Below are 23,473 nucleotides of genomic sequence, written 5' to 3'. Positions count from 1 at the left end.
GGCGAGGCCATGTTCGGCAAAATTGCTCTGTTCGAATTGCGTTATCAATTGCGCAACCCGGTGTTCTGGGTCGCGGCGATCATCTTTTTCCTGCTGACCTTCGGGGCGGCAACCAGTGACTCGATCCAGATTGGCGGCGGCGGTAATATCAACGCGAACAGTCCGATCGCAATAACCCAGACGACGTTGATCCTGACGCTGTTTTTCATGTTCGTCAGCACCGCCTTTGTTGCAAACGTGATCGTGCGCGATGAGGAAAGCGGTTTCGGGCCGATGGTCCGTTCGACGCAGGTAAGGAAGTTCGATTATTTGCTGGGCCGGTTTGCCGGTGCATATCTATGCGCGGCGATCGCGTTCTTGACGGTTCCGCTTGCCATTTGGCTAGGTTCATTGATGCCCTGGGTGGATTCCGAAACGCTGGGGCCCAATACACTTACCTGGTATCTCTACCCCTATCTGGCTTTTGCCATTCCCAACATCTTTTTCACCAGTGCGCTGTTCTTTGCCATTGCCACGCTGACTCGGTCGATGATGTACAGCTATGTCGCGGTAGTCCTGTTTCTGGTACTGTATATCACTTTTACAGCGCTGGTTGGCAGCGAGCCCGAATTGCGTGAATTTGCCGCCTATACCGAACCCTTCGGGATTGGCGCTGTCAGCTATGTTTCGCAATATTGGACAGCGACGGAATCGAACTCGCAGCTTGTCCCGTTCGAAGGCGCATTGCTAACCAATCGGTTGATCTGGATCGGGGTTGGCTTTGCGGCGCTCGCTTTTGCCTACTGGCGCTTCAGCTTTGCCGAGAAAGGCGTTTCCAAACGTAAGGCCAAACGGCTCGCCAAAAAAGCCGCCAAGCTGGGCAAAATCCAGCCGCAGACAGTCGCATCATTGCCGCCAATCAATCCGTCAAAGGCGGGCTGGGCGCGGTTAAAGGCGACTACCAAGTTCGAGATGGGGCAAGTGTTCCGCAGCCCGGCGTTTTTCGTTCTGGTCCTCATCGGGCTGTTCAACAGCTTCGGCGCTTTGCTGCTGGGTAACGAGATTTACGGCACACCTGCGCGCCCGCTGACATTCTCGCTAATCGCGCCTTTGCTGGGCACTTTCACCATCATTCCGCTGATTATCGCGATTTATTATGGCGGTGAACTGGTTTGGCGCGACCGCGACCGGAAATTCCACGAGATTGTCGATTCCACGTCGTTGCCCGGATGGGCCTATATGATCCCGAAGACCATCGCGGTGACATTGGTGCTTCTGGCAACTTTGATCATTTCGGTTGTCGCCGCGATGATCGCACAGATGATGCGCGGCTATTTCAATTTCGAGCTAGAGAAGTTTTTCAACTGGTACATCCTGCCGGTCACCGTTGACCTGGTCTATATCGCGATCCTGTCAGTATTTGTGCAGGCGCTTAGCCCCAACAAATACGTCGGCTGGGGTCTGATGATCATATATGTTGTCGGGACTATAGTATTGGGCACCATGGGATATGATCACCCGATGTTGCTCTATGGTTCAACCGGCCAAAACCCGGTGTCGGACCTCAACGCAGACAATGTCGGCGGCGCACTTGGTTGGTGGCTGCGCCTTTATTGGGGCGGTGTCGCTCTGGTGCTGGCGGTGCTCGCGCATTTGCTGTGGCGCAGGGGCACAAACACAAATCTCAAACCACGTTTGAAGCAACTTCCGCGCAATCTGATGTCTCCCGCTGGCGGGATGGCGCTGGCCGGTGTGGCGATAACCGTTTTAAGCGGCGGTTTCTTGTACAACCAGATGAACGTGCAGAACACATACCGAAATCAGGACAGTGTAGAGGCGTTGCAGGCGCGCTATGAGAAGGAATACCTCCAGTTCGAAACGCTGAAGCAGCCGTCGGTGACCGACATGATTTTGGCAGTCGATTTGTATCCGGAGGAACTGCGCGCAGAGGTAAACGGTACCTACCGGATGATCAATGATACTGGCGCTCCGGTAGAGACGCTGCACGTGCGGTTATTCGATGCAGAGACCAAGCTGCTCGAAGTCGATATTCCCGGCGCTAAGCTGGAAAAGAATGACGAGACATCCCAGCACCGGATTTACCGTTTCGATAGCCCTCTGGCCCCTGGCGCAGAGGCCACGCTGACTTTCAAGAGCCAGCGCTGGCACAAGGCGCTGTCGGCAAACGGTTATGGAACGCGGCTGGTTAAGAATGGCACGTTCCTCAACAATGGCGAATTTGCACCGTCAATCGGGATGGACCGCAACGGTCTGCTGTCCGACCGGGCAACCCGCCGGAAATATGATCTCGAGCCCGAATTGCGTCCGGCCAAGCTGGAGGATGAAAGCGCTCGTGACCGGAATTATGTCGGCAATGTGGATTGGGTCAATTCCGATATCACGATCTCCACGGTCCCGGGCCAGACACCGATTGCGCCAGGAACGCGAATCTCGGACGAAGTGAAGGATGGTCGGCGGATTGCGCGGTTTAAATCAAGCGCACCAATCCTTGCATTCTTCTCAATCCAATCGGCTGACTATGAAATCAAAAGGCGCGATGCGGACGGGGTAGAGCTTTCAGTGTTCTATGATGCAGCGCATCCATTCAATACCGACCGGATGCTCGATGCGATGGAAACATCGCTCGGCTATTACAAAGCCAATTTCGGACCCTATCAATTTGACCATGCACGGGTCATCGAATTCCCCGGCTACGCCAGTTTCGCACAGGCGTTTGCAGGAACGATGCCCTATTCCGAAAGCATCGGGTTTCTGGCCAATGTCGCCGATCCGGGCGAGATTGATTACGTCACCTATGTCACCGCGCACGAGGTCGCCCACCAATATTGGGCGCACCAGCTGATCAGCGCAGACCAGCAAGGCGGAACGATTATGGTCGAGACCCTGGCGCAATATTCGGCGCTGATGGTGATGAAGCAGCTATATGGCGAGGATCAAATCCGCCGCTTCCTGAAATTTGAGCTCGATAATTATCTCAGTGCGCGGGGGGGTGAAGCGATCGAGGAGCTTCCGCTCGAACGGGTCGAGAACCAGGGCTATATTCATTACCGCAAGGGAGCGGTGGTGATGTATCTGCTGCAGGACCGGCTGGGCGAAGACCGTGTGAATGCAATGCTCGCCGGATTGCTCGACCAATACCGTTTCAAGAGCCAGCCTTATGCAAGTTCGACCGATCTGGTTCAGGGGTTTTATTCGCTAGCGCGCAATGAAGACGAGCGCGGTCTGGTGCGCGATCTGCTGCAAAAGATCACGCTGTATGATCTTAAAGCCGATGGCGCGGCCGTCCGCGAATTGCCCGATGGCCGGTTTGAAACCACCATGACTATCGAGGCGGCCAAATATTACGCCGATGGCAAGGGCAAGGAAACCGAGAGCAAGCTTTCCGACCAGATTGAAATCGGCCTGTTCACAGAGCGGCCCGGCGGCGACGTATTTGATCGCAAGAACGTCTTGCTGATGGAGCGCAGGCCAATCCGGTCGGGCACCCAGACGATCAAACTGATTACAGCCAAGCGGCCAAGCTGGGTCGGAATTGATCCCTACAACAAATATATCGACCGAAACTCGGATGATAATCTGGCTGAAACGAGTTGACTGGCCCCACGGCTTGGCCCCACGGCTTGGCCCCACGGCTTGGCCCCACGGCTTGGCCACGCTGACTGCTGATGCCTTATGGCAATCTCCGACCTAATCGCTTAGGTAGTGGCCAAGTAAATCGGACGGGGGAAATGGCGATGGCGGGATCGGATCAGGCTGTGGCAAATGGAGCGACAGCAAAGCCGCGCTGGTGGCTGTCGCTGGCCGGATTGGTTGTCGTACTCGCTGGCGCATTTCTGGCGTATTCTATCCGGACTTCAGGCGGCACGACCGTTCAGGATATTCGCTTTACCGGGACCGATGGCACGCAAATGAGCGCGCTTCTCTATGTGCCCGAGAATGCGACTGAAGTGACGCCAGCGCCAGGTATTCTGGCGGTTCACGGCTATATCAACTCGCGCGAAACGCAGGACGGGTTTGCAATTGAATTTGCGCGGCGCGGCTATGTCGTTCTGGCACTCGACCAGACGGGGCATGGCTATAGCGGCGGGCCTGCATTCTCAAATGGATTTGGCGGTCCCGACGGGCTCAAATATCTCCGGTCATTGCCGATGGTTGATACGAACCAAATCGGACTGGAAGGCCACAGTATGGGTGGTTGGACGGTGCTGGCTGCCGCCGCCGCCGCACCCGGCGACTACAGTTCGATGGTGCTGGAGGGTTCGTCCACAGGAGCCCCATTTGCGCAGGATGGTTCGCCTGGGTGGCCGCGTAATCTGGCCTTGGTGTTCAGCCGCTATGACGAATTTTCCAAGATAATGTGGGGCGTCGACCGCGCCATAGATTTGCCAAGCAGCACGAAACTCCAATCCGTATTTGGAACAGATCAGCCAATAGTCGAAGAACAACTGTATGGCGTGGTCGCAGATGGAACCGCGCGAAAATTGTATCAGCCCTCAACGACGCATCCCGGCGATCATTTCTCCACCGTTGCAATTGGCAATGCGACAGATTGGTTTGCCGCAACGCTCGAAGGCGGAACGCCGCGTCCGGCCAGCGACCAGATATGGTATTGGAAAGAAACCGGCACGGGTTTCGGCCTGATCGGCTTTGTCATGATTATGCTGGGCGTGTTTGACGCCTTGGTGCGATTGCCGTTTTTCGCGAGCGTCCGCTGTGAAGTCATTGCCGCAAACCCAAGGCGCGACAAACGCTGGTGGCGGAATTTCGCGCTAAACACCGGATTGCCGGCGGTGCTATTCTTCCCGACCTTTATTGCGGCATTCTTCCTTTTGCCTGCATCGGTCTGGTTGCCACAAGCGGTCACGACCCAAATAATGCTGTGGGCAGTGGTCGGTGCTTGTGTCAGCCTGTTGCTTGCTCGATTTATCAAAGGACCCGCTCTCGCGCCGCAATCGGACTGGATGCGGTCAATTGTGCTGGCCTTGGCAACGGTCGCAGCAGGCTATTTCGCGCTCTGGCTGACGGGGCAGGTTTTTCTGACCGACTTTCGCCTGTGGGTTGTCGCGGTGAAGTTTCCGAGCCCGCGGCAATGGGCAATCGCGGTAATCTATGTCGTTCCTTTGACGCTGGCCTTTACAGTGATGATGCGCACGCTGTGGAGTGCCACAGTACGGGGTGATACTCCGGCCAAAAGCTACGCTGCTGCAATATTGACTTTGACGACTGGTTTCGCAGTCTTGCTTGGCATCATCTACGGCATTTTCTTCGCTACCGGGACGCTGGTGACTGCATTTGACCCGCTCAGCACAGTAATCGCGTTGCAATTTGTACCGGTGCTGACCGCTGTGGCAATTATTGGGGTTTTCACATGGAGACGCACAGGCAGCTACCGGCCCGGAGGGATCATCGCCGGAATTCTGGTCACTATGTATGTTGTCGCAGGCACCGCTACTCAAGTCTGACCCCCATCCTCAATGGAGGGCAAGGATCAAAGGGAAGACCGGCAAGTCAAATTTCGTGCGTCAGTTCACCTGACAAGAATAAGTGAGGGTGGCTGTCTGGCCAATTGAAAGGGTGCCGAGCACAATGCCCGCACCCGAAAGATTGGAAAATGTGTAAGAGCCCGATGGCACGCCATCGCCCGCAATGTTCACAACACTGGCGCTGTTGCAGGTGATCCCCGTGCCCGGCGCGTCGGTGACCACTGCGCCAGCAACCGGATCAGGTCCGTTATTGGTGACAGTGACTGTGTATGTCGTAGTCGAACCTGACATCAATACGGTGGTGCCGTTAGACTTAGTAATGGCGAGGTCGACCCGCGGCTGGTTGACAGTGATTGTATCACTCACCGAGATGCAATTTGCAGGCGAGTTCAGGTCGCAAAGTTCATAATCAATGTTGTAGGTTCCTGCCGAAACAGCCGCTGCAACGCTGATTGCACCACTATTTGTGTCGAGTGTTATCCCGGCGGGCCAAGTGCCGCTCTCTGCAATCGTAGAATTGGTTGCATCGGCCTGGTCGCCATTGATCGTGTCATTTGCACGCACATTGGCAATGGGTGTCGAGGCAGTGCCTGCCAAGCTTGTGCCATTTTCGGTGTTTGCAATAATCTCAACCGCATCGACACTGGCAGACAATTCGTCTCCGCTTGTCCCTGGGTCTGTTTCATTGGCTGTCGCAGCGCTAGCAAGAGTATTGGTGATTGTTGTGCCGCCTTGCCCGGCATCGACTGTGCCTTCCAGGGTCAGCGTGGCGGTAGCGCCATTGGCCAGCGATCCGATGGCCCACAGGCCTGAACCTGCATCATAGGTCCCTGTGCCAGTGGCTCCATTGTTGACCGTAGCTGTCAGGCCGGCGGGAAGCGTGTCGGTAAGTGCAACATTGGTCGCATCAGCGGAGCCATTGTTTGTAACCGAGATGGTAAATTCGACCGTTTCGCCAACTGCAGGCGTCGCGTCGCCGCTCGAAACAATTTTTTTGGTGACGAGATCAGCGCCGGATACTTCGACCGTGACCGTTGCAATCTTGCAATTTGTTGGATCGGTTGCGTCGCAAATCTCGTACTGGAAGCTGTATATGCCCGGCAATGCCCCCGGCGTTACGCCGACTGCGCCTGTCGATGGGTCAAATGTCAGGGCAGACGGGACCGATGAACCGCTGGCCACTGCCAGTGTTGTATTGCTGGGCGATGTTACAGCGCCGTCGATGGTGTCATTATCATGGACGTTGATGATGGCAGGCAACCCGGCATCAAGGCCGGTCACCGAAACTGCATCATCCGCAGCTGCGATTCCGGTAATATCAACGGTGACGGTTGCAGTGTAGGTCGAGCAATCCGTCGCAATCGCTGAGTATGTGAAGCTATCGGCCCCAGTATAATCACCATCGGGTTCGTAAGACACAGTACCGTCGGGATTGATCGTCGCGATGCCGTGAAGCGGCTGAGTTACTATCTGCGCCGTCGACCAGTCGATTTTTGCACTATCATTGGTCAAGGTGTCGAATGTGACGATGCTATCGACGGTCGTCGTGCTACTGTCGTCGCTAACAAATGCAGCTGCGGTATCAAGCAAGATGTCTTTTGGATTGGAGGTCGCGCTTGAACTTGGAATAGTGGTGATGTTGATGAATTTCACATCATCCAGGGTGACACCAGCATGGGTGGCAATCACCGATAAGTCGAGATTGAGTGCGACACGGGTGTCGTCGCCACCATCAAACGGGTTGATCCCGAGGCTGGTAGCTGAAGTCGTAGTTCCAATCGAAATGTTCGTTGAGGTTCCCGAGATTTTGATCGGAGAGGAATCATTATTGCCCTCTTGCAAGTCTATGGCAATCACACTGAATGGATCGTTGCCCAAGGTAACGACATAGGAATAGTTGGCGTTGCCATCGCCATCTGTGTCAAACAGGATCGAGATGTCGGAACTGTTTCCGCCGCTGTTCGAAACAGGGTCCAACTGAATGAATAGAGGCAACGGGTTGTTTGCCGGAAAACTACATTGCAGCTCTACGGATGTAAGATCCGACTGCTCTTGCTCATCGTCAGCGCCGTTATTGTCTGTTGATCCGACGGTAGTGGTTTGGGCGTTGGCGACGTGTGGCAGAATTGATGCAGCGGTTAGCAAGCATGCTGCAAAGCAACTCGCCGTATGGCGCAGCAGATTTGTGCCTTCATAAATCTTTGCGTCAGTGCTTAACATACTACATCATCCAGTCTGGATCGTTCACGGCTTCTCTCGCGCATGAACTTGGGCACACCAGCTAGGCGAGCGCCACTGCCTCTTGCGCAGATTTGAACCGGACGTAGTGCAAAGCTTTTTAAAGAAACATGTACCCATCACTGCCAGATACGAAGATTTACATAATATAGTCAATTAGCCAGTTTTTTGCTTCCTGATCCCGCGGGCAAGAACGAGATCTATTTTCAGCTCCCACTTTACAGCCGCATTGGCGAACGCACCTTAGGCGTCACTATAATTGGTATGCTGTTGCCGTGACATATTCCGGCCTTACCTGATGCCGCGGCAAGGCTTGCCTACATAATCTCGCTGCTGGCGCCGTCTTTGTCGTTCTTGGTGTAGGTGGTTTTGATCATGCCGAGCGATTGTTCCGCCCTCCGATAATCATCAGCAATCACAGGAACTAATTCTGTAAGGCTGGGGCAACTTCAATCTTCTCAGCCTAGCCATAGATATGGGCGTTGACTATCCGCGCTTCCTTCAACGATTTCGCCTGCAATACGGTCGCCTTGGGCAAACAATATTAGGTTGGGGCACTTTGCGAAGGCGTTCTTACTCAACCATCTTTCGGGGACGCTGTTCGCGAAGTTCAGTTGCTTGGCGGGCGCAGGATCAGAACCGACGTCTTTCGGCGATATTCTTGATAGGCAGGGTCATCGCCCCATTTCTTCTCAGCGGCTTTATCGAGCAAATTGATGCCGCTTATCTTGGTCAGCAACAAAGTGATGAACAAGGGCGAAGCAAAGACAAGGAATGACCAGCCCGAAAGCACCGGTAATGCGATTATCGCCGCGCCTGTCCACAGCATGATTTCGCCGAAATAATTGGGATGCTGTGACCAAGACCACAATCCGGTGGAGATAAATTTCCCCTCATTTGCGGGATCGGCCTTGAACACGCTTTTCTGGTGATCAGCAATTACTTCGATCAGGAAAGCGGCAACCCATATTGCCGAGCCGATCCAGAAGAAGATTTCAAGCGGCACACGGTTTGTCGTTGATATGACCACGACAGCTGCAGCGGCGGTGATAATGGTCCAGACTGCCTGCAACGTCCAGGCGACCAGGAACCGCGGTGGGTTGACTCTAATGGCGTCAAACCGGCTATCGCCCCCTTCCGATTTACCGATCCGCACGAACAAGAAGCTGCCGAGCCGGACAGCCCAGATTACCACCATGGCGGCGATAACAACCGCTCGTGCGTCAAGCGGAGCAGACAGAACGCAGGCGGTCCCGATTATCGTAAGGTAGGTGAGCGCGCCTGTGAGATCGTAATATTTCTCGGTTTGGGAAATCGCAGCTGGAATGAAAGCCAACCAATTCACCGCAAAAGCCACAGCCGCACAGACTACGAAAACCGGATAGCCAAATGCAGTGATTCCGTTTCCGCCAGCAAGCCATGCGAAGCCAAGTCCAAGCGCAGTCGCGAACACAACCACGGCCAAGCTTTTCGGCAAATTTTTAAAATTCGTCATGGTCGGTTCTCCGCTAGGAATTGCGCTTTGCTACAAAGGCTCGTCAGCCTTTTTTGGTAAATCCGCTTAACTTGCAGCCAAAGCGATATGCCGCTTCATGTGATGGTCAACATTGCCGAATTCGGAATCGAAGATCGTCAGTCGTTTGAAATAATGTCCGATTGCCAATTCATCAGTCATGCCCATGCCTCCGTGTATCTGGATAGCTTCCTGACCGATACGGTGCGCGGCCTGACCAATCCGGACTTTCGCCGCTGAAACTGCGCTTTTGCGCTCCTTCTCGGACTCGCCAAGCTTCAGCGTGGCGAGATAGGACATCGACTTCGATTGCTCATATTCGGTGTACATATCGACCATCCGGTGCTGCAAAACTTGGAACTTGCCGATTGGCACGCCAAATTGTTTGCGCTGTCGTGAATATTCGACGGTCATATCAATCGCGACTTTCATCGCGCCGCATGCTTCGGCGCATTGCGCGGCAATCGCTTCATCGGTGACCAATTCGATCAGCGGCAAGCCTTTGCCTTCTTCGCCAATCAGCGAGTCGGCAGACACCGATACATTTTCAAAATAGATGTCCGAGGCGCGGCGTCCGTCCACTGTCGGATAATCGCGGGTGACCACGCCATCGGCGCTTTTATCGACCACGAACACCGAGATACCGGCTTTATCGCGCCGGTCGCCGGATGTCCGGGCAGTCACCACTAGATGCGACGCCCAGGGCGCGCCAATGACCACGGCTTTGTGGCCATTGAGGACGTAACCGTCGCCGTCTTTTTTGGCGGACGTATCGACATCTGCCAGATCATAGCGTCCGCGCGGTTCGGCGTACGCGAAGGCATAGACCCGGCTACCATCAACGATTGCGCCGATATGTTCTTCCTTCTGCGCGTCTGTGCCTCCGTGTTTGAAGAAACCGCCAGCGCACACGACGCTGGGCACATAGGGTTCAACAACCAGCCCGCGCCCGAATTCTTCCATGACCACCAACGAGTCAATCGCGCCGCCGCCAAAGCCGCCATCTTCCTCTGAAAAGGGCATGCCGAGCAGACCCAGCTCGGCAATTTGAGCCCATAATTCTGGTCGCCAACCGCTTTCGCTGCTGATCGCTTCACGCCGTGTTTCGGTGTCGTAATTTTCGCGAACAAGCCGGGTCAGGCTGTCGCGAACCATGTTTTGTTCGTCGGTAAAGTTAAAATCCATGGGTCTCTCTCCGTTATACTGGCTTAAAGGCCCAAAATCATCTTGCTGATGATGTTGCGTTGGATCTCGTTAGAGCCACCATAAATCGATGTTTTACGCATGTTGAAATAGGATGCGGCGGAATGCTGGGCGTATTCTGGCCCGATCGGATATTCATTCGATCCCGCATCGGGAACATCGCGGTAATAGGGCGTTCCGTAATGGCCGACCGCCTCCAGAGTGAGCTCGGTCAGGCGCTGCTGGATTTCAGTGCCCTTAATCTTCAGAACCGAGCTTTCCGGTCCGGGGCCGCGACCCGCTTCTTCCCCGGCAAGCGTGCGCAGCTCGGTAATTTCAAGCGCTGACAAATCGATATCGAGCTGGCTGACTTTGCGGGCGAAATCGAAGTCTTCCATCAAAGGCTTGTCGTCGAGAAGTTCCTTCCTTGCGATATCGCGCAACTGTTCGACCGCACGTTTTGACCGGGCCACTCCGGCGATCCCGGAACGCTCATGCGCGAGCAGGAATTTAGCATAGGTCCAGCCCATATTCTCTTCGCCGATCAAGTTCTCGACCGGAACGCGAACATCGGTCAGCCATGTCTCGTTGACCTCATATCCGCCATCGATCAATTTAATCGGGCGCACTTCGATTCCAGGTGTCTTCATATCGATCAGAATGAAGCTGATGCCTTGTTGGGGCTTGGCTGCATCGGGATCGGTCCGGCATAGGAAAAAGCCCCAATCGGCGTGTTGCGCCAGGGTTGTCCATGTCTTCTGGCCGTTGATTACATAATGATCACCATCGCGCACGGCGGTGGTTTGCAAAGAAGCAAGGTCAGAACCTGCGCCCGGCTCGCTATAGCCTTGGCACCACCATACATTACCGCTGCGAATGCCCGGCAGGTGCTGTTCCTTTTGTGCGTCATTGCCAAACGAATAGATCACCGGACCGACCATCGACGTTCCAAATGGCAGCGGCATGATCGCGTTGACCGCCGCATTTTCTTCGGACCAGATGTAACGCTGTGTCGGGGTCCAGCCGGTGCCGCCATATTCGGTTGGCCAAGCCGGAACCGACCAGCCCTTTTCGCCCAGAATTTTGTGCCAAGCGACCAGATCTTCGGGCGGCATGTCGTCCCGTAGACCGCTGCCGGTCAAATGTTTCGGGTAATTTTCTGCGATAAAGGCGCGCACTTCTTCGCGAAAGGCGGTTTCTTCAGGGCTAAAATCCAAATTCATCGGACGACTCTCCTAGGCTGTGTTACCGCGTTACTGACACAAGCGTCAGTATCAGAAAAGGGCGGTTTGTTCGCTTCATTGCCCGCGCCCTGCTTGCACGTCGCAGACCGTAAGGGAAATACAGCTATTTTTTTACAGGCGGTTGTTTGCGTGTGAACACGAATTCGCGTTGGGTGGAGGCTTTGGCATCGAAAGCGTAGCCTTCGGTATCGAAGTTTTTCAGGTCTTCTGCGCGATCAATGCGGTTCTCCATGATCCATCGCGCCATCAGCCCGCGTGCGAATTTCACATGATACATCAACCGGCGTGCTTCGCCATCTTTCACATTCAGGAATGATGCCGTGATGACCGGCGCAGACAGCGCGCTGGTACTAGCCGCCTTGAAATATTCATTGGAGGCAAGGTTTACGATTGTCTGGTCGGAATGTTCGGCAAGGTCATCTATCAGCTGTTCACCGATCCGGCTTCCCCAAAAGTCATACAAAGAATTACCACGAGGGTTTTTGAGTTTGGTGCCCATTTCAAGCCGGTAAGGCTGGATCGCGTCCATCGGGCGCAATAGGCCGTAAAGGCCGGATAGAATGCGCAAATGATCCTGTGCATAGGACAAAGTGCGGTCATCCATGCTCTTGGAGTCGAGCCCCCAATAGACATCGCCATCGAAGGTCAGGCCTGCCGGCTTTGCCGAATTACTACGACCGTCAAGGGCGAAGGTCTTGAAACGCTCAACATTCAACTCAGCAAGCTTGTCCGAAATATGCATCAATTTTTTGAGATTGGCCGCCGATTGGGTTTTGGCCACCGCTGCGATTTCCCGCATATCCGCATCAAGGCGAGGGCGCGTAATTTCGAGCCCGGTTTCAAGCGGGTCGAAATTCAACTTCTTGGCAGGTGAAAGCAGCGTAATCATTGTTTGCGGAAAGCTCCAGATGTGGTCGCAGAGGTGCAGCGCAGGCAACATCGCGCCCAAACACCGATCAGGCTAAATTGATTGGCCACGCTGGAGGCCAAAATCAATAGCTAACCCGTGTTCTTTATCCTTAGAACGCGTTCGTTCCAAGCCCTCGCCCTGTCAAACCGGATGAGCGCCCAGAGCTCATTCAAGGTCAGCGAGGATAATATCGGCCGCCCACAGTGCAAGCGCCGCAATGGTCAACGTCGGATTGCCCGTCGCGACGGTGGGGAATACACCGCTTCCGACGAGGAACATATTTTTGTGGTCCCAAGAGCGTTGCTCCCAATTCACAACCGATGATTTCGGATCATCCCCCATCCGGTACGTTCCCACGATATGGCCTGCCCCGAAATAGCGGAAATGATCGGTGGTCGCTCCGGCAGTGCCCTCGGGCACGACTTTGCCACCGGCATCATAGGTAACGGAGAAACTGGAGGGATCGGCGGCTGCTTCTTTAGCGGTCGGATGCGTGGTAAATTCTTCCGCGCCCATCGCGCCATAGATGTTGCTGGAGACCTTCTTCGCAGCAACGAAGCCCATCTTGGTGTAGTCCGACAGATCATAGGTGATCCGGGGGCGAGGCAAACCTAATTTATCCTTGTAAGTGTCTGACAAAGATACCGCGCAATAATCTTCGGGAGTTTGTTCGACGAGAAAGCCAAGCCGGAATTGGCTGATGAGCGCCTGATTCAGCCCTGCAACCAATCCCGTTCCGAAATGCGCCTTCTTGGTTTGGTTGAGCTGGCTTATGTTGGTGCCAAGGACGAAATCGAGTGTGGAAGTGTAAGGATCACCGATGGGGAAGTTCCAACCTTCATTACCAATCTCGATCCTGAATGCGGCGTGCTCGCTGCGAAATGTTCCATCGCGCATCGTTTCGATTCCAGCGGTCGATAGCGGACCTCGGTAGCCATAGACCGGCTCGGCGGTTTGAGCCCATGACAAATAGATCGGATGATCCATCAGGTGTTTGCCGACTGCGAGGCTGCTGTTTGCCGCGCCGTTGGGCAATTTACCGCCATTGGTCGACATCAGCAGCAGACGCGGCGTTTCGATTGCATGCGCGGCGATGATGTAACGCTCTGCGGAGACTGTGCCGTTACCCGTCGCACCGCCGTCCAGCGTTTCATACTGCAGATAGCTGATACCCGAGACATTGCCGTCATCGCCGATCAGGATTTCCTTGGCGACAGTTTTGTATAGGATGGCAACATGCGGGTTTTGTAACGCCTCATAGAGCGTGACAGTAGGGTCCCATTTGGCCTGTATCGGGCAAATCGGAATGCAATTGGTGTTGCCTGCGCATTGCCGCCGGTTCTGGAATGGCACCGAATTTCTGGCCGCAGGAGTGTTGGTCACACCAAGCTTGATACCTTCTTGAGGAGGGAGGACTGAAAGGCCTTCCTCAACGGCCGCATCGACTAGTGAATCAGGGATTTGCGGCATAGGATAGTTGTAGCCGGGCGCAAAGGTGATCCCGTGATACCCTTGATCAGCCGCATTGGCGGCAACGCCGATTTCGTGCTCGGCCTTGCCATACCATACCTCCAGATCGTCATAGCTGATCGGCCAGTCTTCCTCGACATCATAGACCGTCTTCATTTTGAAGTCGTTTGGGAGCAGCCGGAAACTGGTTCCAAGCCAATGACGGCCGGTCCCGCCACCGATGCGCTCGTACGTGCTGGCAAAGGCCAATGGGCCCTGCTGGTCCATGTAGGCTTGATCGGATTTCTGCCAATTTGCCTCGTCCAGCATCAAAGTTGTGGCGCGGCCAATTGTCATTTCATCGGGATTGCTTGGCGATTGTATCCCTGCCGCATCGGGCGTTACGATTGGCGGTGAATAAGGCGATTCCGGGACTTTTGCCTGCGCCGTGTAGAAGCGTTCGAGAGACTCAGCATTGGACAACTGCCCGTCTTCACCAGCCTCCAGCAGCAGGACAGATTTTCCTGCCGCACCAAGCTGCTTGGCGATCAGGGCGCCGGACACGCCAGCGCCTACGATGACTACGTCATAATGTTGGTTGGTCGCCATGATTATGCTCCCCCCGCCAGATCGTTGAGTGATTGCGGCGCGCCGTTCCAGTAACCAAAGCGCAACTCGCTATATCCCATTGGATGGGCTTGCCCGACCTTCCATGCCCAGCCTTGTGTGTAAGTGTCGCTGGAGATTACAATTGATGGGGCGAATTTACTTGTTCCGGCTTTATACGCTTTAAGCCCATCGATTGGATACCAAGCTCCGAGATACCACATCAGCATCACGGCTTGGGCCATGATCGCAATATCATCGCCCGATTGCTCGATGATTATGCTTGCGAGCACTTCCGGCGGCTCGGCGCTGTGGGCGCTGTAAACCTGCATTAGTCGCTCGAACTGATCGCCAGCCTGCGCCTTTGCGTAATCCTGATAGGTTTGCGCTGTGCCATGTGTATCAAGCACGGGACGGAGCTTGCCAGCGGGAATGCCCGTAAGCGCTGATGAGAGGGCGACAAAGTCTTTGAGAGAATCGTTAGACATGGTTGCGCGCTCCTATTGTGCTTTTTCGAGGACAAAGCTGAAATCGGATTCCTTGCCATCTGTGGTGGTCGCATTGTTGTGGCACGCCATACAGCTTGACGTGGCTTGCGGCGTATTGATCCATCCATTGCCTGAGCGGGTTGCCTGAACGTAAGTTTCCATCGTTGAGTTCGCCGCAAACAGAGGGAAGGGTGCCCCGCTTGGGTCTGTTTTGCTTTTCGCGTCGGTCGGCCACTGCGTTGTGACCAGCTTGTAATTGGCAAGAACACTGTTTCCCAACGCAGCTTGGAACTGCGAATTCCAGCGACCCGCACTATCAAGCGCTTCTTTGGGATAGGTCGTCGTCCGCATGATCTGGCTCCTGAAATCGCCAGGAAATGGCTCGACCGACGGACTCCACGGCTGGGGCGGTTGTGTATTAACATCGCAGTCGCTGCAGGATGGATTGTAGAAATTGAAATGTCCGTCTGAAGTAGGGGTGTCCGGAACGTTGGCCACATGTTCGAACGATCCCCAAAGCCACTGTGGTTCTGCGTCGGTCTTATGGACAATATGCATGCCGACAAGGCCAAGCTGCTCCGTTACGCAGGTTGCGGGCTCGCCTTGTGATGCAGGTGTGTAGACATAGCCCGTAACGGACTGGAACGCGGCAGGGTCATCTCCTTCGCCCATGACTTTCCAGGAAACCTTGAGAACAATTGCACCCAAAACGCCCTTGCCATCAGGCTCCATTTTGCCAGCCGGAAATTCGATCTCGTCAGAGAAAGCCGCTTGGCCTGCCCTGCTGTAAAGATCGTTGGCGACAATGTAATTGTACATCGGCTCATTTACGAGGATCTGGTAGCGGGCATATTTACCGTTTTGATCGATTAGCGGCCCTGTGTTCAGCGGCTCGCCAGAAATGCTCGCGGTTGGCGTAATCGGTGTTTTGCTGATCATCTGGAGAACTGGCGCACCTTTCGCCCCACCTGTGCAAATTTCCGGCGCAGGCACGGCTTCGCCAAATGGAGGCGGCGCGGCGCCATCTGCGAGCATTAGACTGCCTAGATCTTGCCAACCCTGCCATTCAATGGAGTCACCGGACTTCTTGTTGAGGGCAACGAATGTCAGCCATGAGTTAAAATCAAAGGCAATTTGCAGATTGGCAAGATTGAATTCTGTAATATCGCCAAAGCCAACAGTGCACGGTAGCCCGCTATTGGCGGTCTCGCTGCTTATTGATGCTGAAGACAGAACCGGGCCAGTGGTGTTGCAATTATCAATGACAGGATTGATCGGACCGCTAGCGATTGTGACATCTTCAGCGTTTTCGGTATTTCGGCACCCTGAAACTGCCGCCAGCAGTGAAATCGCGGCACCCACCGCGCCAATTGTTTTCAATTTGCTCACCGAATTGTCTCCTGCATTTGCGGGCAGGCACCATCTGTCCTGACGACATCAGGTACTTGCAATCAGGCGACCTTGTATATTGCTCGCTCGAACTATCTTTGTTCGATTAGTGCTTAGGTTATTCAATTGTTTCGGAGCTGGCAAGGCATGGGTGCAAAATTTAAATACACAAAATTATTAAATAGTTAGGCTGTATTTTATTCGGTTGTCGTATTCATACAATAAAATCGTTTATTGAGTAACCTGATGCAGCACGCTCTACTATATTCGGCGGATGATGCCGCATAGCAGCCCCTACACCAGCATTCCTGCCATCTGGACGGATTGGGCTGTTTTGTGCGGCACTAGCCGAAGCTCACAGCTTTGAAGAACGCTTGGAATGTGCCACGCCAGCGGCGTGGTTCAGCTGGTCACAGCTGCCAACGCATCGATGAATTTTGGGATATTGCCCAAGTACAGACCAGCGATGTTTATCCGGCCAGAGCCCGCCATGTAGATCGCATGATCATCGCGCAGTGCCTGGATTTGCTCCTTGCTCAACGGCAACACAGAAAACAAACCGTTTTGGCGGCCGAGTGGGCGCAAATCGACTGTGCCCGCATGGCCAGCCTTGGCCAATTCAGCGCGGACCTCACGCATCCGCAGGCGCATGTTTTCCAGTTCTTCCAGCCATTGCTGGGTCATATCCGGATCGCGCAGCAATAGCCGCACCGCCGCGCCGCCATGATCAGGCGGCATCGACCAGCTGGCCCGCGCCAACGCGTTCAGATTGGACAGCACCGGATCAAGCTTGTCCGGGGTCTCCATCATCACATAAAGCGCACCAACACGGTCGCGGTACATGCCAAAATTCTTGTCGCAGCTGTAAGCAATCAACGCCTCTGGCACAGAAGAAAGGACCTTGCGTACGCCGTAGGCATCTTCCTCAAGTCCGTTACCAAGCCCCTGATAGGCGATGTCGAGAATGGCCAGTGCCTTGCTGTCGGCCAGCGCGGCGGCAATCTGGTCCCACTGTTCGTTCGAATAATCGATACCGGTTGGATTGTGGCAGCAGCCGTGCAGCAACACCGCTTCGCCGTTCTGTGCGTGGCGAATTACTTCCAGCACAGCGTCAATATTGGCAGTGCCATCTGCATTGGTATGGTCGAACGCTTTAGTCTCGACGTTTACATCGGACAGGATTTGAGCATGGTTGGGCCAGCTGGGCACGCCCATATGGATCGCCGTAACGCCAGCCTTCTGCGCTACCGCAACTGCCAAACGCACTGCGCCGGTTCCTCCGGGGGTTTGCATCCCTTCAATCCGGCCCTGTTTGGTTGCGTCCTTACCGAAAATATAGGGCATCAGCGCATGGACAAAGCCAAGATCGCCTTCGGGGCCGAGGTAGCTTTTGCTGTCCTGCTCGGCAACCAGCTTGGCCTCCGCCGCCTTAATCGCGCGGAATACGGGGGTCGCACCCTCGTTCGTGCGATAGACGCCAACGCCAAGGTCGATTTTGTCGGCCCGGCCATCATCGGCATAGAGTTTGATCAGCGCGAGCAGCGCATCGGGCGATTGGGGTTTGAGACGGTCAAGCATGATGTGCCCCCATTGCCGAGAGCAGCCCGTCCTAGCAACATATATTCGCGAATTGTGCCTTTCAGTTTTACCTGTGACCCGAAGGTCGCGCACTTTCGCGTTTAGCCCAACTTAGAATGGCAGCCTTAGAATGGCAGCCAGCGTTGTTTTTTTGAAAACCGCATATATCCGGCATTGATGCCCAGCCGCAGGCCCGCCCCCACGCGGATCGGAATCAGCACTTTATCGCCGCGCCGCATATAGCTGACATGCATTCCGCCGACGAGATAGGCTTGCCCTTCGCCAGCAGGAAAGCGTTTGAACAGGTCTTCGCTGTCATAAAGGTTGTAGACGAGAACAAACGTGTTGCCCGCATTAGCCCCCGCGTCGAACCCTATGGATGGGCCAGTCCAATAGACCGGGCGTTCCCCCTCAATCTTGTGATACAGCGTGCCCGAGCCGTAGCGCGCACCGATAATAAACGCCCCACCCGCCTCGCGGCCCACGATATAGGCATTGGGTTCGCCTTGATCCTTCAGCAGATCCTGAATCAAATTGGCGACGCCTTCAGCGCCCTTGCCAAACAGGCCCTCTGCCGCGCCGATAAGATCATCTTCCTTGTAGGTGTTTGCGCCAGCTGCTGGCGCATCCGCTGGCGCACCTGCCTCACTAGCGGTACCGGGCGATGACATGACCGGGTCAGACCAAGTCGGCGCTTCCGCCGGAGGTTCTGTGCCGGTCAACATCTTGTCACCGAATGATGGTTCTGGAGGAGTGGTGGAGGGCGTGCCTGCCACCTGCTCGTCGGCATAAATCGGCGCATCACCAGGCTGCTCGGTATTCTCTCCAGCCAAATCACCGTCAATCGCACCGATTGTTTCGTTAGGATCCACAGTCTCGATCGCTTGAGCGGCAAGCGGAGAAGATATCAGCGCCGCTGCACTCAGCGCAGCAACAAGGGCTGCACGACATTTTGCCTTGGCCCAATGTATTTTGGCGGGGTTGGATATTCTCATGTTTCCTCCGGTGTCCGCGCAAGCAACTGGCAGACATGTACCGGCCTAAAAGAATCCTTCGGGGCTGAAGCGGCAATGAACCGGCGACGAAACGAATCGGAATCGGGATGAACCGAGCCTTCCGTGTCTCAAGCGGAGTATTTTGCACGATTGTCAGGACTCTACTTGCCGCCTTGGCATGCCCTCGTTATAGGCCCGTTCCGCATTAGGTTGCGATCCGGAGACGTGGGTGAGTGGCTGAAACCAGTTCCCTGCTAAGGAACCATAGGAGTAAATCCTATCGAGGGTTCGAATCCCTCCGTCTCCTCCATCTCGCTTTTCGCAAATGGCTTCCCATAGCCCGCAACAACCATATCCCGCAAAAATACGGCGATTGATGGCCAATTCGGCTAAACCGATGCTCCGCCCTTCTGGGCGCCCGTCGATGCCAAATTTTCTAGTGTAGAGAATGCGTCCGGATGGCGCTTAACGTGCGAGGCGCTCAATTGACCTGGCAGTCGAAGGGCGCGGTTACTGATTCGCCTTCAGCCAATGCCCCAATCTTACCATCCGGGCTCGGCGTATTGGTCTTTGTAGTGGAAAGATCCGCCGTTACGGCATCAAAATTTTTCTGTCCCGATGCTACTATATCGCTTTTGCTAAACTAAAGTGGTGAACTGGAACTGCCTGAAGAGTTTTATCGGAAGTAAAGCCTACCATCCTGCACAAATTTTCGAGGCTTGTAAGATGCTTTAGACCTATGAACTTCTCTGCGGTACCCTCAGCTAACCCGGCGTAAGGGACACAGGGGTAGGCTCGTTAAAAAGTTGGCATTTCTTGATTTGGGAGTTTTCGCTGACCTGAAACTGTTCAAGGCAGCAGCGAATTGGCGCAGAACCGCGCCATTCATGGCCGCAGCCACACATTTAGCGACATTCGGAAGCCCACTCAGGACTGTTTGGTGCGGTCGAGAAGACTCGAACTTCCACGGGCGTTAGCCCACAACGACCTCAACGTTGCGCGTCTACCAGTTCCGCCACGACCGCACTCAGTCAGCAGAGGCAGCATGACTGCCTCGCTTGGTAGGAGCGCGCCACTAGCAAAGCGCTTATCCCCGCGCAAGCGTGCGATTGTCATACGATGATTTTTAATGATGATACCGGAATTCCGACCACCAAGTCAGCTTGCTGATTAGCTCGGCTTCCAGCCAATTTCCGCAAATTTTGCGGATTTGGGCACATCGGTCATGACTTCGTTAATTGTAATGTCTTCGCCCGGGGCCAGATTGGCTTGAGGCGGAGGCACTTCCCAGCTGTAAACAATGCGTTCGCGCTCGTCCCGCATAACAATCAAGATTGACGGAACGGACAGTGTTTCACGGCCGAGATTGGTAATTTTGCCGCTTGCGCTGAAGAACTCGGAGCCATCAGGTAGGGTCCGCCGGTCTTGCTGGTCGGCCGGAAAATCGAGCACCAGATCGGGCTGTCCCGCGGCGAATGTTGGGCGGCTGATTGGAACCCAATCCGGCAACCCATAGTAACTAACCGCGCCGACAGTGCCGAGCGCAACCATTGCAAACACTGCGCCTGCCGCAGTCCATACTTTTAGTGGATTACGGCGTGATCTAAATGGTGGTTCAGAATTAAACTGCGAAAATTCATCCTCATAGTCGTCGGCGACCTCTGGTGCCGGCGCAGCCGTAGCGACAGGCGGCGGGGGAGGACTGTCTGGTTCATTGGCATCTGCCGCGTTGCGAACGTCCGATTGCGAAGGGCTTTCGCTTCGGTGGGTATTAGTAAAGCCGGGGCGCACATCGGATTCAGGCTCGGATTTCTCCGCCTTATCCGCAGTACTTGAAGCCGGCGACCTTGCGGGCGCTTGTGAACTTGGCCTTTTGGCGGGCTCATTCGAACTAGGTGTATTGAATTCGCTGAGGTCGAGTTCAGGCCCGTCCTGATGCCAACTGTGGCGGCATTTTGCGCAGCGCACAGTCCGGCCTTCGACGCCAACGGCGCTGTCAGGAACGACATATCGCGTCGAACAGGCAGGGCATGCAATAATCATGGTTACCCTCTCCTTAGGACTGTGTGCGAATCGCAACAAGGCTTTGTGGACTGTGGGCAGGCACTACTGTGGCTTTTTTCCACACCGAAGGACGGCTATAGGGCAAGGGATATGAAAAATTGCCTCCCTAAAAACGTGAAACCTAAAAACGTGAAAAAACGGTGCATTGCATGAGTGTGAGCGATGGTGAAGGCGTCACATTTGATAATGTTGGGCTGCGCTACGGCACCGATAAGGAAGTTTTGAGCGATGTTTCTTTTACGCTTTTCCCCGGCAGCTTCTATTTCCTAACCGGCGCAAGCGGGGCGGGTAAAACGTCCCTATTGAAGTTGATGTATCTGGCGCAGCGGCCGTCGCGCGGTGCGATCCGCATGTTTGGAACCGATGTAATCACGATGCCGCGCCGCCGCCTGCCTAATTTCCGCAGGAGGCTGGGCGTGGTGTTTCAGGACTTCCGCCTGGTGCCGCACCTATCGGCGTTTGATAATGTGGCGCTGCCACTGCGTGTTTCCGGAGTGCGCGAGGCAGATTTGCGTAAACCGGTCACTGATATGCTCGACTGGGTTGGACTTGCAGAGCGACTGGATGCGCTGCCGGCGACGCTTTCGGGCGGTGAACAGCAACGAGTCGCTATTGCTCGGGCTGTTATTGGGCGGCCCGATATGCTTGTCGCCGATGAGCCAACCGGCAATGTCGATCCGGACATGGCGCTTAAATTGTTGCGCTTGTTCGAATCACTCAACCGGCTCGGGACCACTGTGGTGGTGGCAACGCATGACGTGCACTTGCTTAAGAAAGTGCCAGCTTCGCTAATTATGCGGCTTGATAAGGGGCGCTTATCTGATCCGACTGGTGCGCTACGCTATCCGCCGCGTGCGTCAGGGGGCAATTTATGAAGAAGCCACCCGCAATAGGGAGCAAGACAGCGCGCGGTTTAAACCCGTTTCGGGGGGAGCGCGCCGCACAATTGGTGCCTCAGGCGCGATTGGCTGGCCCAATGCCTTGGGTGATCGCGATCATGATTACGTTGACGGTAATCGCGGCGGCGGGCGGTTTGGCGCTCAACAACGTTGCGAGCAACGCCCGTTCAGAACTCGCTGGGGGGGTTACAGTGCAGATTGTCGATGCGTCGAGTGCAGAACGCAACCGCCAAGCGTTGGCCGCCGAAATGGCATTGGCAGCGCGGCCTGAAGTCGCAACCATTCGCCGTGTGCCGGACGAAGAACTGGATGCACTGCTAGAGCCATGGTTGGGGGTGGGAGCAGATAATGAGGCAGTGCCTGTTCCGGCGCTGATCGACGTCCGCCTGCGCGATGACGCCAGCGAGCGAACACTGAACACGCTGCGCGGAATTCTGGCCATCGAGGCCCCGGCGGCGCGGCTCGATGCGCAGTCGAGCTGGCTTGGGCCGGTGTTCTCAGCAATCGCTTCGCTTCAATGGTTATCTGCGGCTTTGGTCATTTTGCTAGGCTTAACCAGCGCGGCAGCGGTCTGGCTTGCAGCACGGTCTGCTCTTGGCACCAATCAGGACACGATTGAGATTGTCCATTTGCTCGGCGGCACCGACACACAAATTGCGCGGATATTCGAACGCTCGATTGGGTTTGATGCAACGCTAGGCGGCGCTGTGGGGCTTGCGCTCGGACTCGCAGCTGTGCTGGTGCTAGGTCAGCAATTTGATGAGCTGGGGTCGGGCATGATGGCTGGCGGCGCGCTGCGTTGGTATGATTGGATCCTGATAGCGCTAATCCCATTGATTGGGGTCGCTTTGGCCATGCTGACAGCGCGGATGACTGTGATCGCAGCCTTGAGGCGGATGCTATGATAAGGCGCATTCTCGCTCTTGCCGCAATAATCTGGTTTGTTGGATTTGGCTGGTTCACTATCGCCCTGCCGGAACCAGTATCTGGTGTGAAAACCACTGCGGTGATTGTGCCGACCGGGGCGGCTGGCCGGATTGAGCACGGCCTGAAAGTACTGGCCAATGGTGAGGCCAAGACAATGTTGGTGACTGGCGTCGATCCGGAAGTAAAGCCAGGCGAATTTGCCGCTCAATTCGAAGTGCCGATGGATGTCATGCAATGCTGTGTTGAGCTTGGATTTAGCGCAGTAGATACTCGCGGGAATGCGACCGAGACGGCAGAGTGGGTCAAACAGGGCAAGGTTAAATCGCTCCGTTTGGTCACAACCGATTGGCACATGCGCCGTGCTGCCTATGAATTGCGGCAGACAATTCCGGGTGATGTCAAAGTGGTCGAGGACGCGGTTCCTTCAGAACCTTCGCTGCGGATTCTATTTCTTGAATATCACAAATATTTGGCCTCGCGCACATCCAGTCTTTGGCGAGGATAGGCC

Annotated in this window: 16 protein-coding genes and 2 tRNA genes; 6 read left to right on the top strand and 12 right to left on the bottom strand. The window is 55.0% G+C overall.

All coding sequences use genetic code 11. From position 1 onward, the window contains the following. Positions 1 to 9: 9 nt before the first annotated feature. Both GRI36_RS00495 and GRI36_RS00490 read left to right on the top strand, forming a co-directional pair. Entirely contained in the window at positions 10 to 3,594 is a 3,585-nt protein-coding gene (locus tag GRI36_RS00495; RefSeq protein WP_160596681.1) for an ABC transporter permease/M1 family aminopeptidase, read from the top strand. 134 nt (positions 3,595 to 3,728) lie between these two features. Next, on the top strand, positions 3,729 to 5,462 hold the full coding sequence (locus GRI36_RS00490; protein WP_202392075.1) for an alpha/beta hydrolase family protein: 1,734 nt from the start codon (positions 3,729 to 3,731) through the stop codon (positions 5,460 to 5,462). A 60-nt stretch (positions 5,463 to 5,522) separates the two neighbouring features. Here GRI36_RS00490 and GRI36_RS00485 read toward each other — a convergent pair whose 3' ends face one another. From GRI36_RS00485 to GRI36_RS00440, 10 genes are all read right to left on the bottom strand, one after another. Beyond that, positions 5,523 to 7,703 (bottom strand): Ig-like domain-containing protein, encoded by a 2,181-nt coding sequence (locus GRI36_RS00485; protein WP_160596680.1) that lies wholly within the window; start codon positions 7,701 to 7,703, stop codon positions 5,523 to 5,525. A 628-nt stretch (positions 7,704 to 8,331) separates the two neighbouring features. Next, a complete protein-coding gene (locus GRI36_RS00480) occupies positions 8,332 to 9,216 on the bottom strand; it encodes a DUF1295 domain-containing protein (protein ID WP_160596679.1) in 885 nt (294 codons plus the stop codon). 66 nt (positions 9,217 to 9,282) lie between these two features. Next, positions 9,283 to 10,419, bottom strand: a complete 1,137-nt coding sequence (locus GRI36_RS00475; protein ID WP_160596678.1) for an acyl-CoA dehydrogenase family protein — start codon at positions 10,417 to 10,419, stop codon at positions 9,283 to 9,285. Positions 10,420 to 10,442: 23 nt separating this feature from the next. Continuing rightward, on the bottom strand, positions 10,443 to 11,639 hold the full coding sequence (locus tag GRI36_RS00470; RefSeq protein WP_160596677.1) for an acyl-CoA dehydrogenase family protein: 1,197 nt from the start codon (positions 11,637 to 11,639) through the stop codon (positions 10,443 to 10,445). A 124-nt stretch (positions 11,640 to 11,763) separates the two neighbouring features. Then, a complete protein-coding gene (gene yaaA, locus GRI36_RS00465) occupies positions 11,764 to 12,549 on the bottom strand; it encodes a peroxide stress protein YaaA (RefSeq protein WP_160596676.1) in 786 nt (261 codons plus the stop codon). Between the two features lie 186 nt (positions 12,550 to 12,735). Beyond that, positions 12,736 to 14,628, bottom strand: coding sequence for a GMC family oxidoreductase (locus GRI36_RS00460; protein ID WP_160596675.1), 1,893 nt, complete (start codon positions 14,626 to 14,628; stop codon positions 12,736 to 12,738). Positions 14,629 to 14,630: 2 nt separating this feature from the next. Continuing rightward, on the bottom strand, positions 14,631 to 15,113 hold the full coding sequence (locus GRI36_RS00455) for a hypothetical protein (RefSeq protein ID WP_160596674.1): 483 nt from the start codon (positions 15,111 to 15,113) through the stop codon (positions 14,631 to 14,633). A gap of 12 nt (positions 15,114 to 15,125) precedes the next feature. Next, the gene (locus GRI36_RS00450; RefSeq protein WP_160596673.1) at positions 15,126 to 16,502 is read right to left on the bottom strand and encodes a hypothetical protein; all 1,377 of its coding nucleotides are present in this window, start codon (positions 16,500 to 16,502) and stop codon (positions 15,126 to 15,128) included. Positions 16,503 to 16,904: 402 nt separating this feature from the next. After that, entirely contained in the window at positions 16,905 to 18,080 is a 1,176-nt protein-coding gene (locus GRI36_RS00445; RefSeq protein WP_160596672.1) for an amino acid aminotransferase, read from the bottom strand. Between the two features lie 125 nt (positions 18,081 to 18,205). Next, complete coding sequence (locus tag GRI36_RS00440) at positions 18,206 to 19,075, bottom strand: DUF1134 domain-containing protein (RefSeq protein ID WP_160596671.1); 870 nt, start codon at positions 19,073 to 19,075, stop codon at positions 18,206 to 18,208. 219 nt (positions 19,076 to 19,294) lie between these two features. On the opposite strand from GRI36_RS00440, the gene GRI36_RS00435 reads away from it, so the two are divergent. Next, a tRNA-Ser gene (locus tag GRI36_RS00435) sits at positions 19,295 to 19,385 on the top strand. Between the two features lie 628 nt (positions 19,386 to 20,013). Here the strand turns inward: GRI36_RS00435 and GRI36_RS00430 are convergent. Further along, a tRNA-Leu gene (locus GRI36_RS00430) sits at positions 20,014 to 20,100 on the bottom strand. Positions 20,101 to 20,245: 145 nt separating this feature from the next. Next, the gene (locus tag GRI36_RS00425) at positions 20,246 to 21,118 is read right to left on the bottom strand and encodes a zinc-ribbon domain-containing protein (RefSeq protein ID WP_160596670.1); all 873 of its coding nucleotides are present in this window, start codon (positions 21,116 to 21,118) and stop codon (positions 20,246 to 20,248) included. A 170-nt stretch (positions 21,119 to 21,288) separates the two neighbouring features. Here GRI36_RS00425 and ftsE point away from each other — a divergent pair, with 170 nt between their 5' ends. From ftsE to GRI36_RS00410, 3 genes are read left to right on the top strand one after another with little or no spacing between them, the layout of a single operon-like run. Next, entirely contained in the window at positions 21,289 to 22,014 is a 726-nt protein-coding gene (gene ftsE, locus GRI36_RS00420; RefSeq protein WP_160596669.1) for a cell division ATP-binding protein FtsE, read from the top strand. Then, positions 22,011 to 22,943, top strand: a complete 933-nt coding sequence (locus tag GRI36_RS00415; protein WP_202392074.1) for a cell division protein FtsX — start codon at positions 22,011 to 22,013, stop codon at positions 22,941 to 22,943. Before ftsE ends, GRI36_RS00415 begins: the two co-directional genes overlap by 4 nt. Further along, complete coding sequence (locus tag GRI36_RS00410; protein WP_160596668.1) at positions 22,940 to 23,470, top strand: YdcF family protein; 531 nt, start codon at positions 22,940 to 22,942, stop codon at positions 23,468 to 23,470. Before GRI36_RS00415 ends, GRI36_RS00410 begins: the two co-directional genes overlap by 4 nt. Positions 23,471 to 23,473 lie beyond the last annotated feature (3 nt).

This window comes from Pontixanthobacter gangjinensis (genome assembly GCF_009827545.1).
In the GTDB taxonomy this organism is placed as follows: domain Bacteria; phylum Pseudomonadota; class Alphaproteobacteria; order Sphingomonadales; family Sphingomonadaceae; genus Pontixanthobacter; species Pontixanthobacter gangjinensis.
Note: the sequence above shows the minus strand (reverse complement) of the source record. Positions and strands in the feature narration are given on the sequence as shown.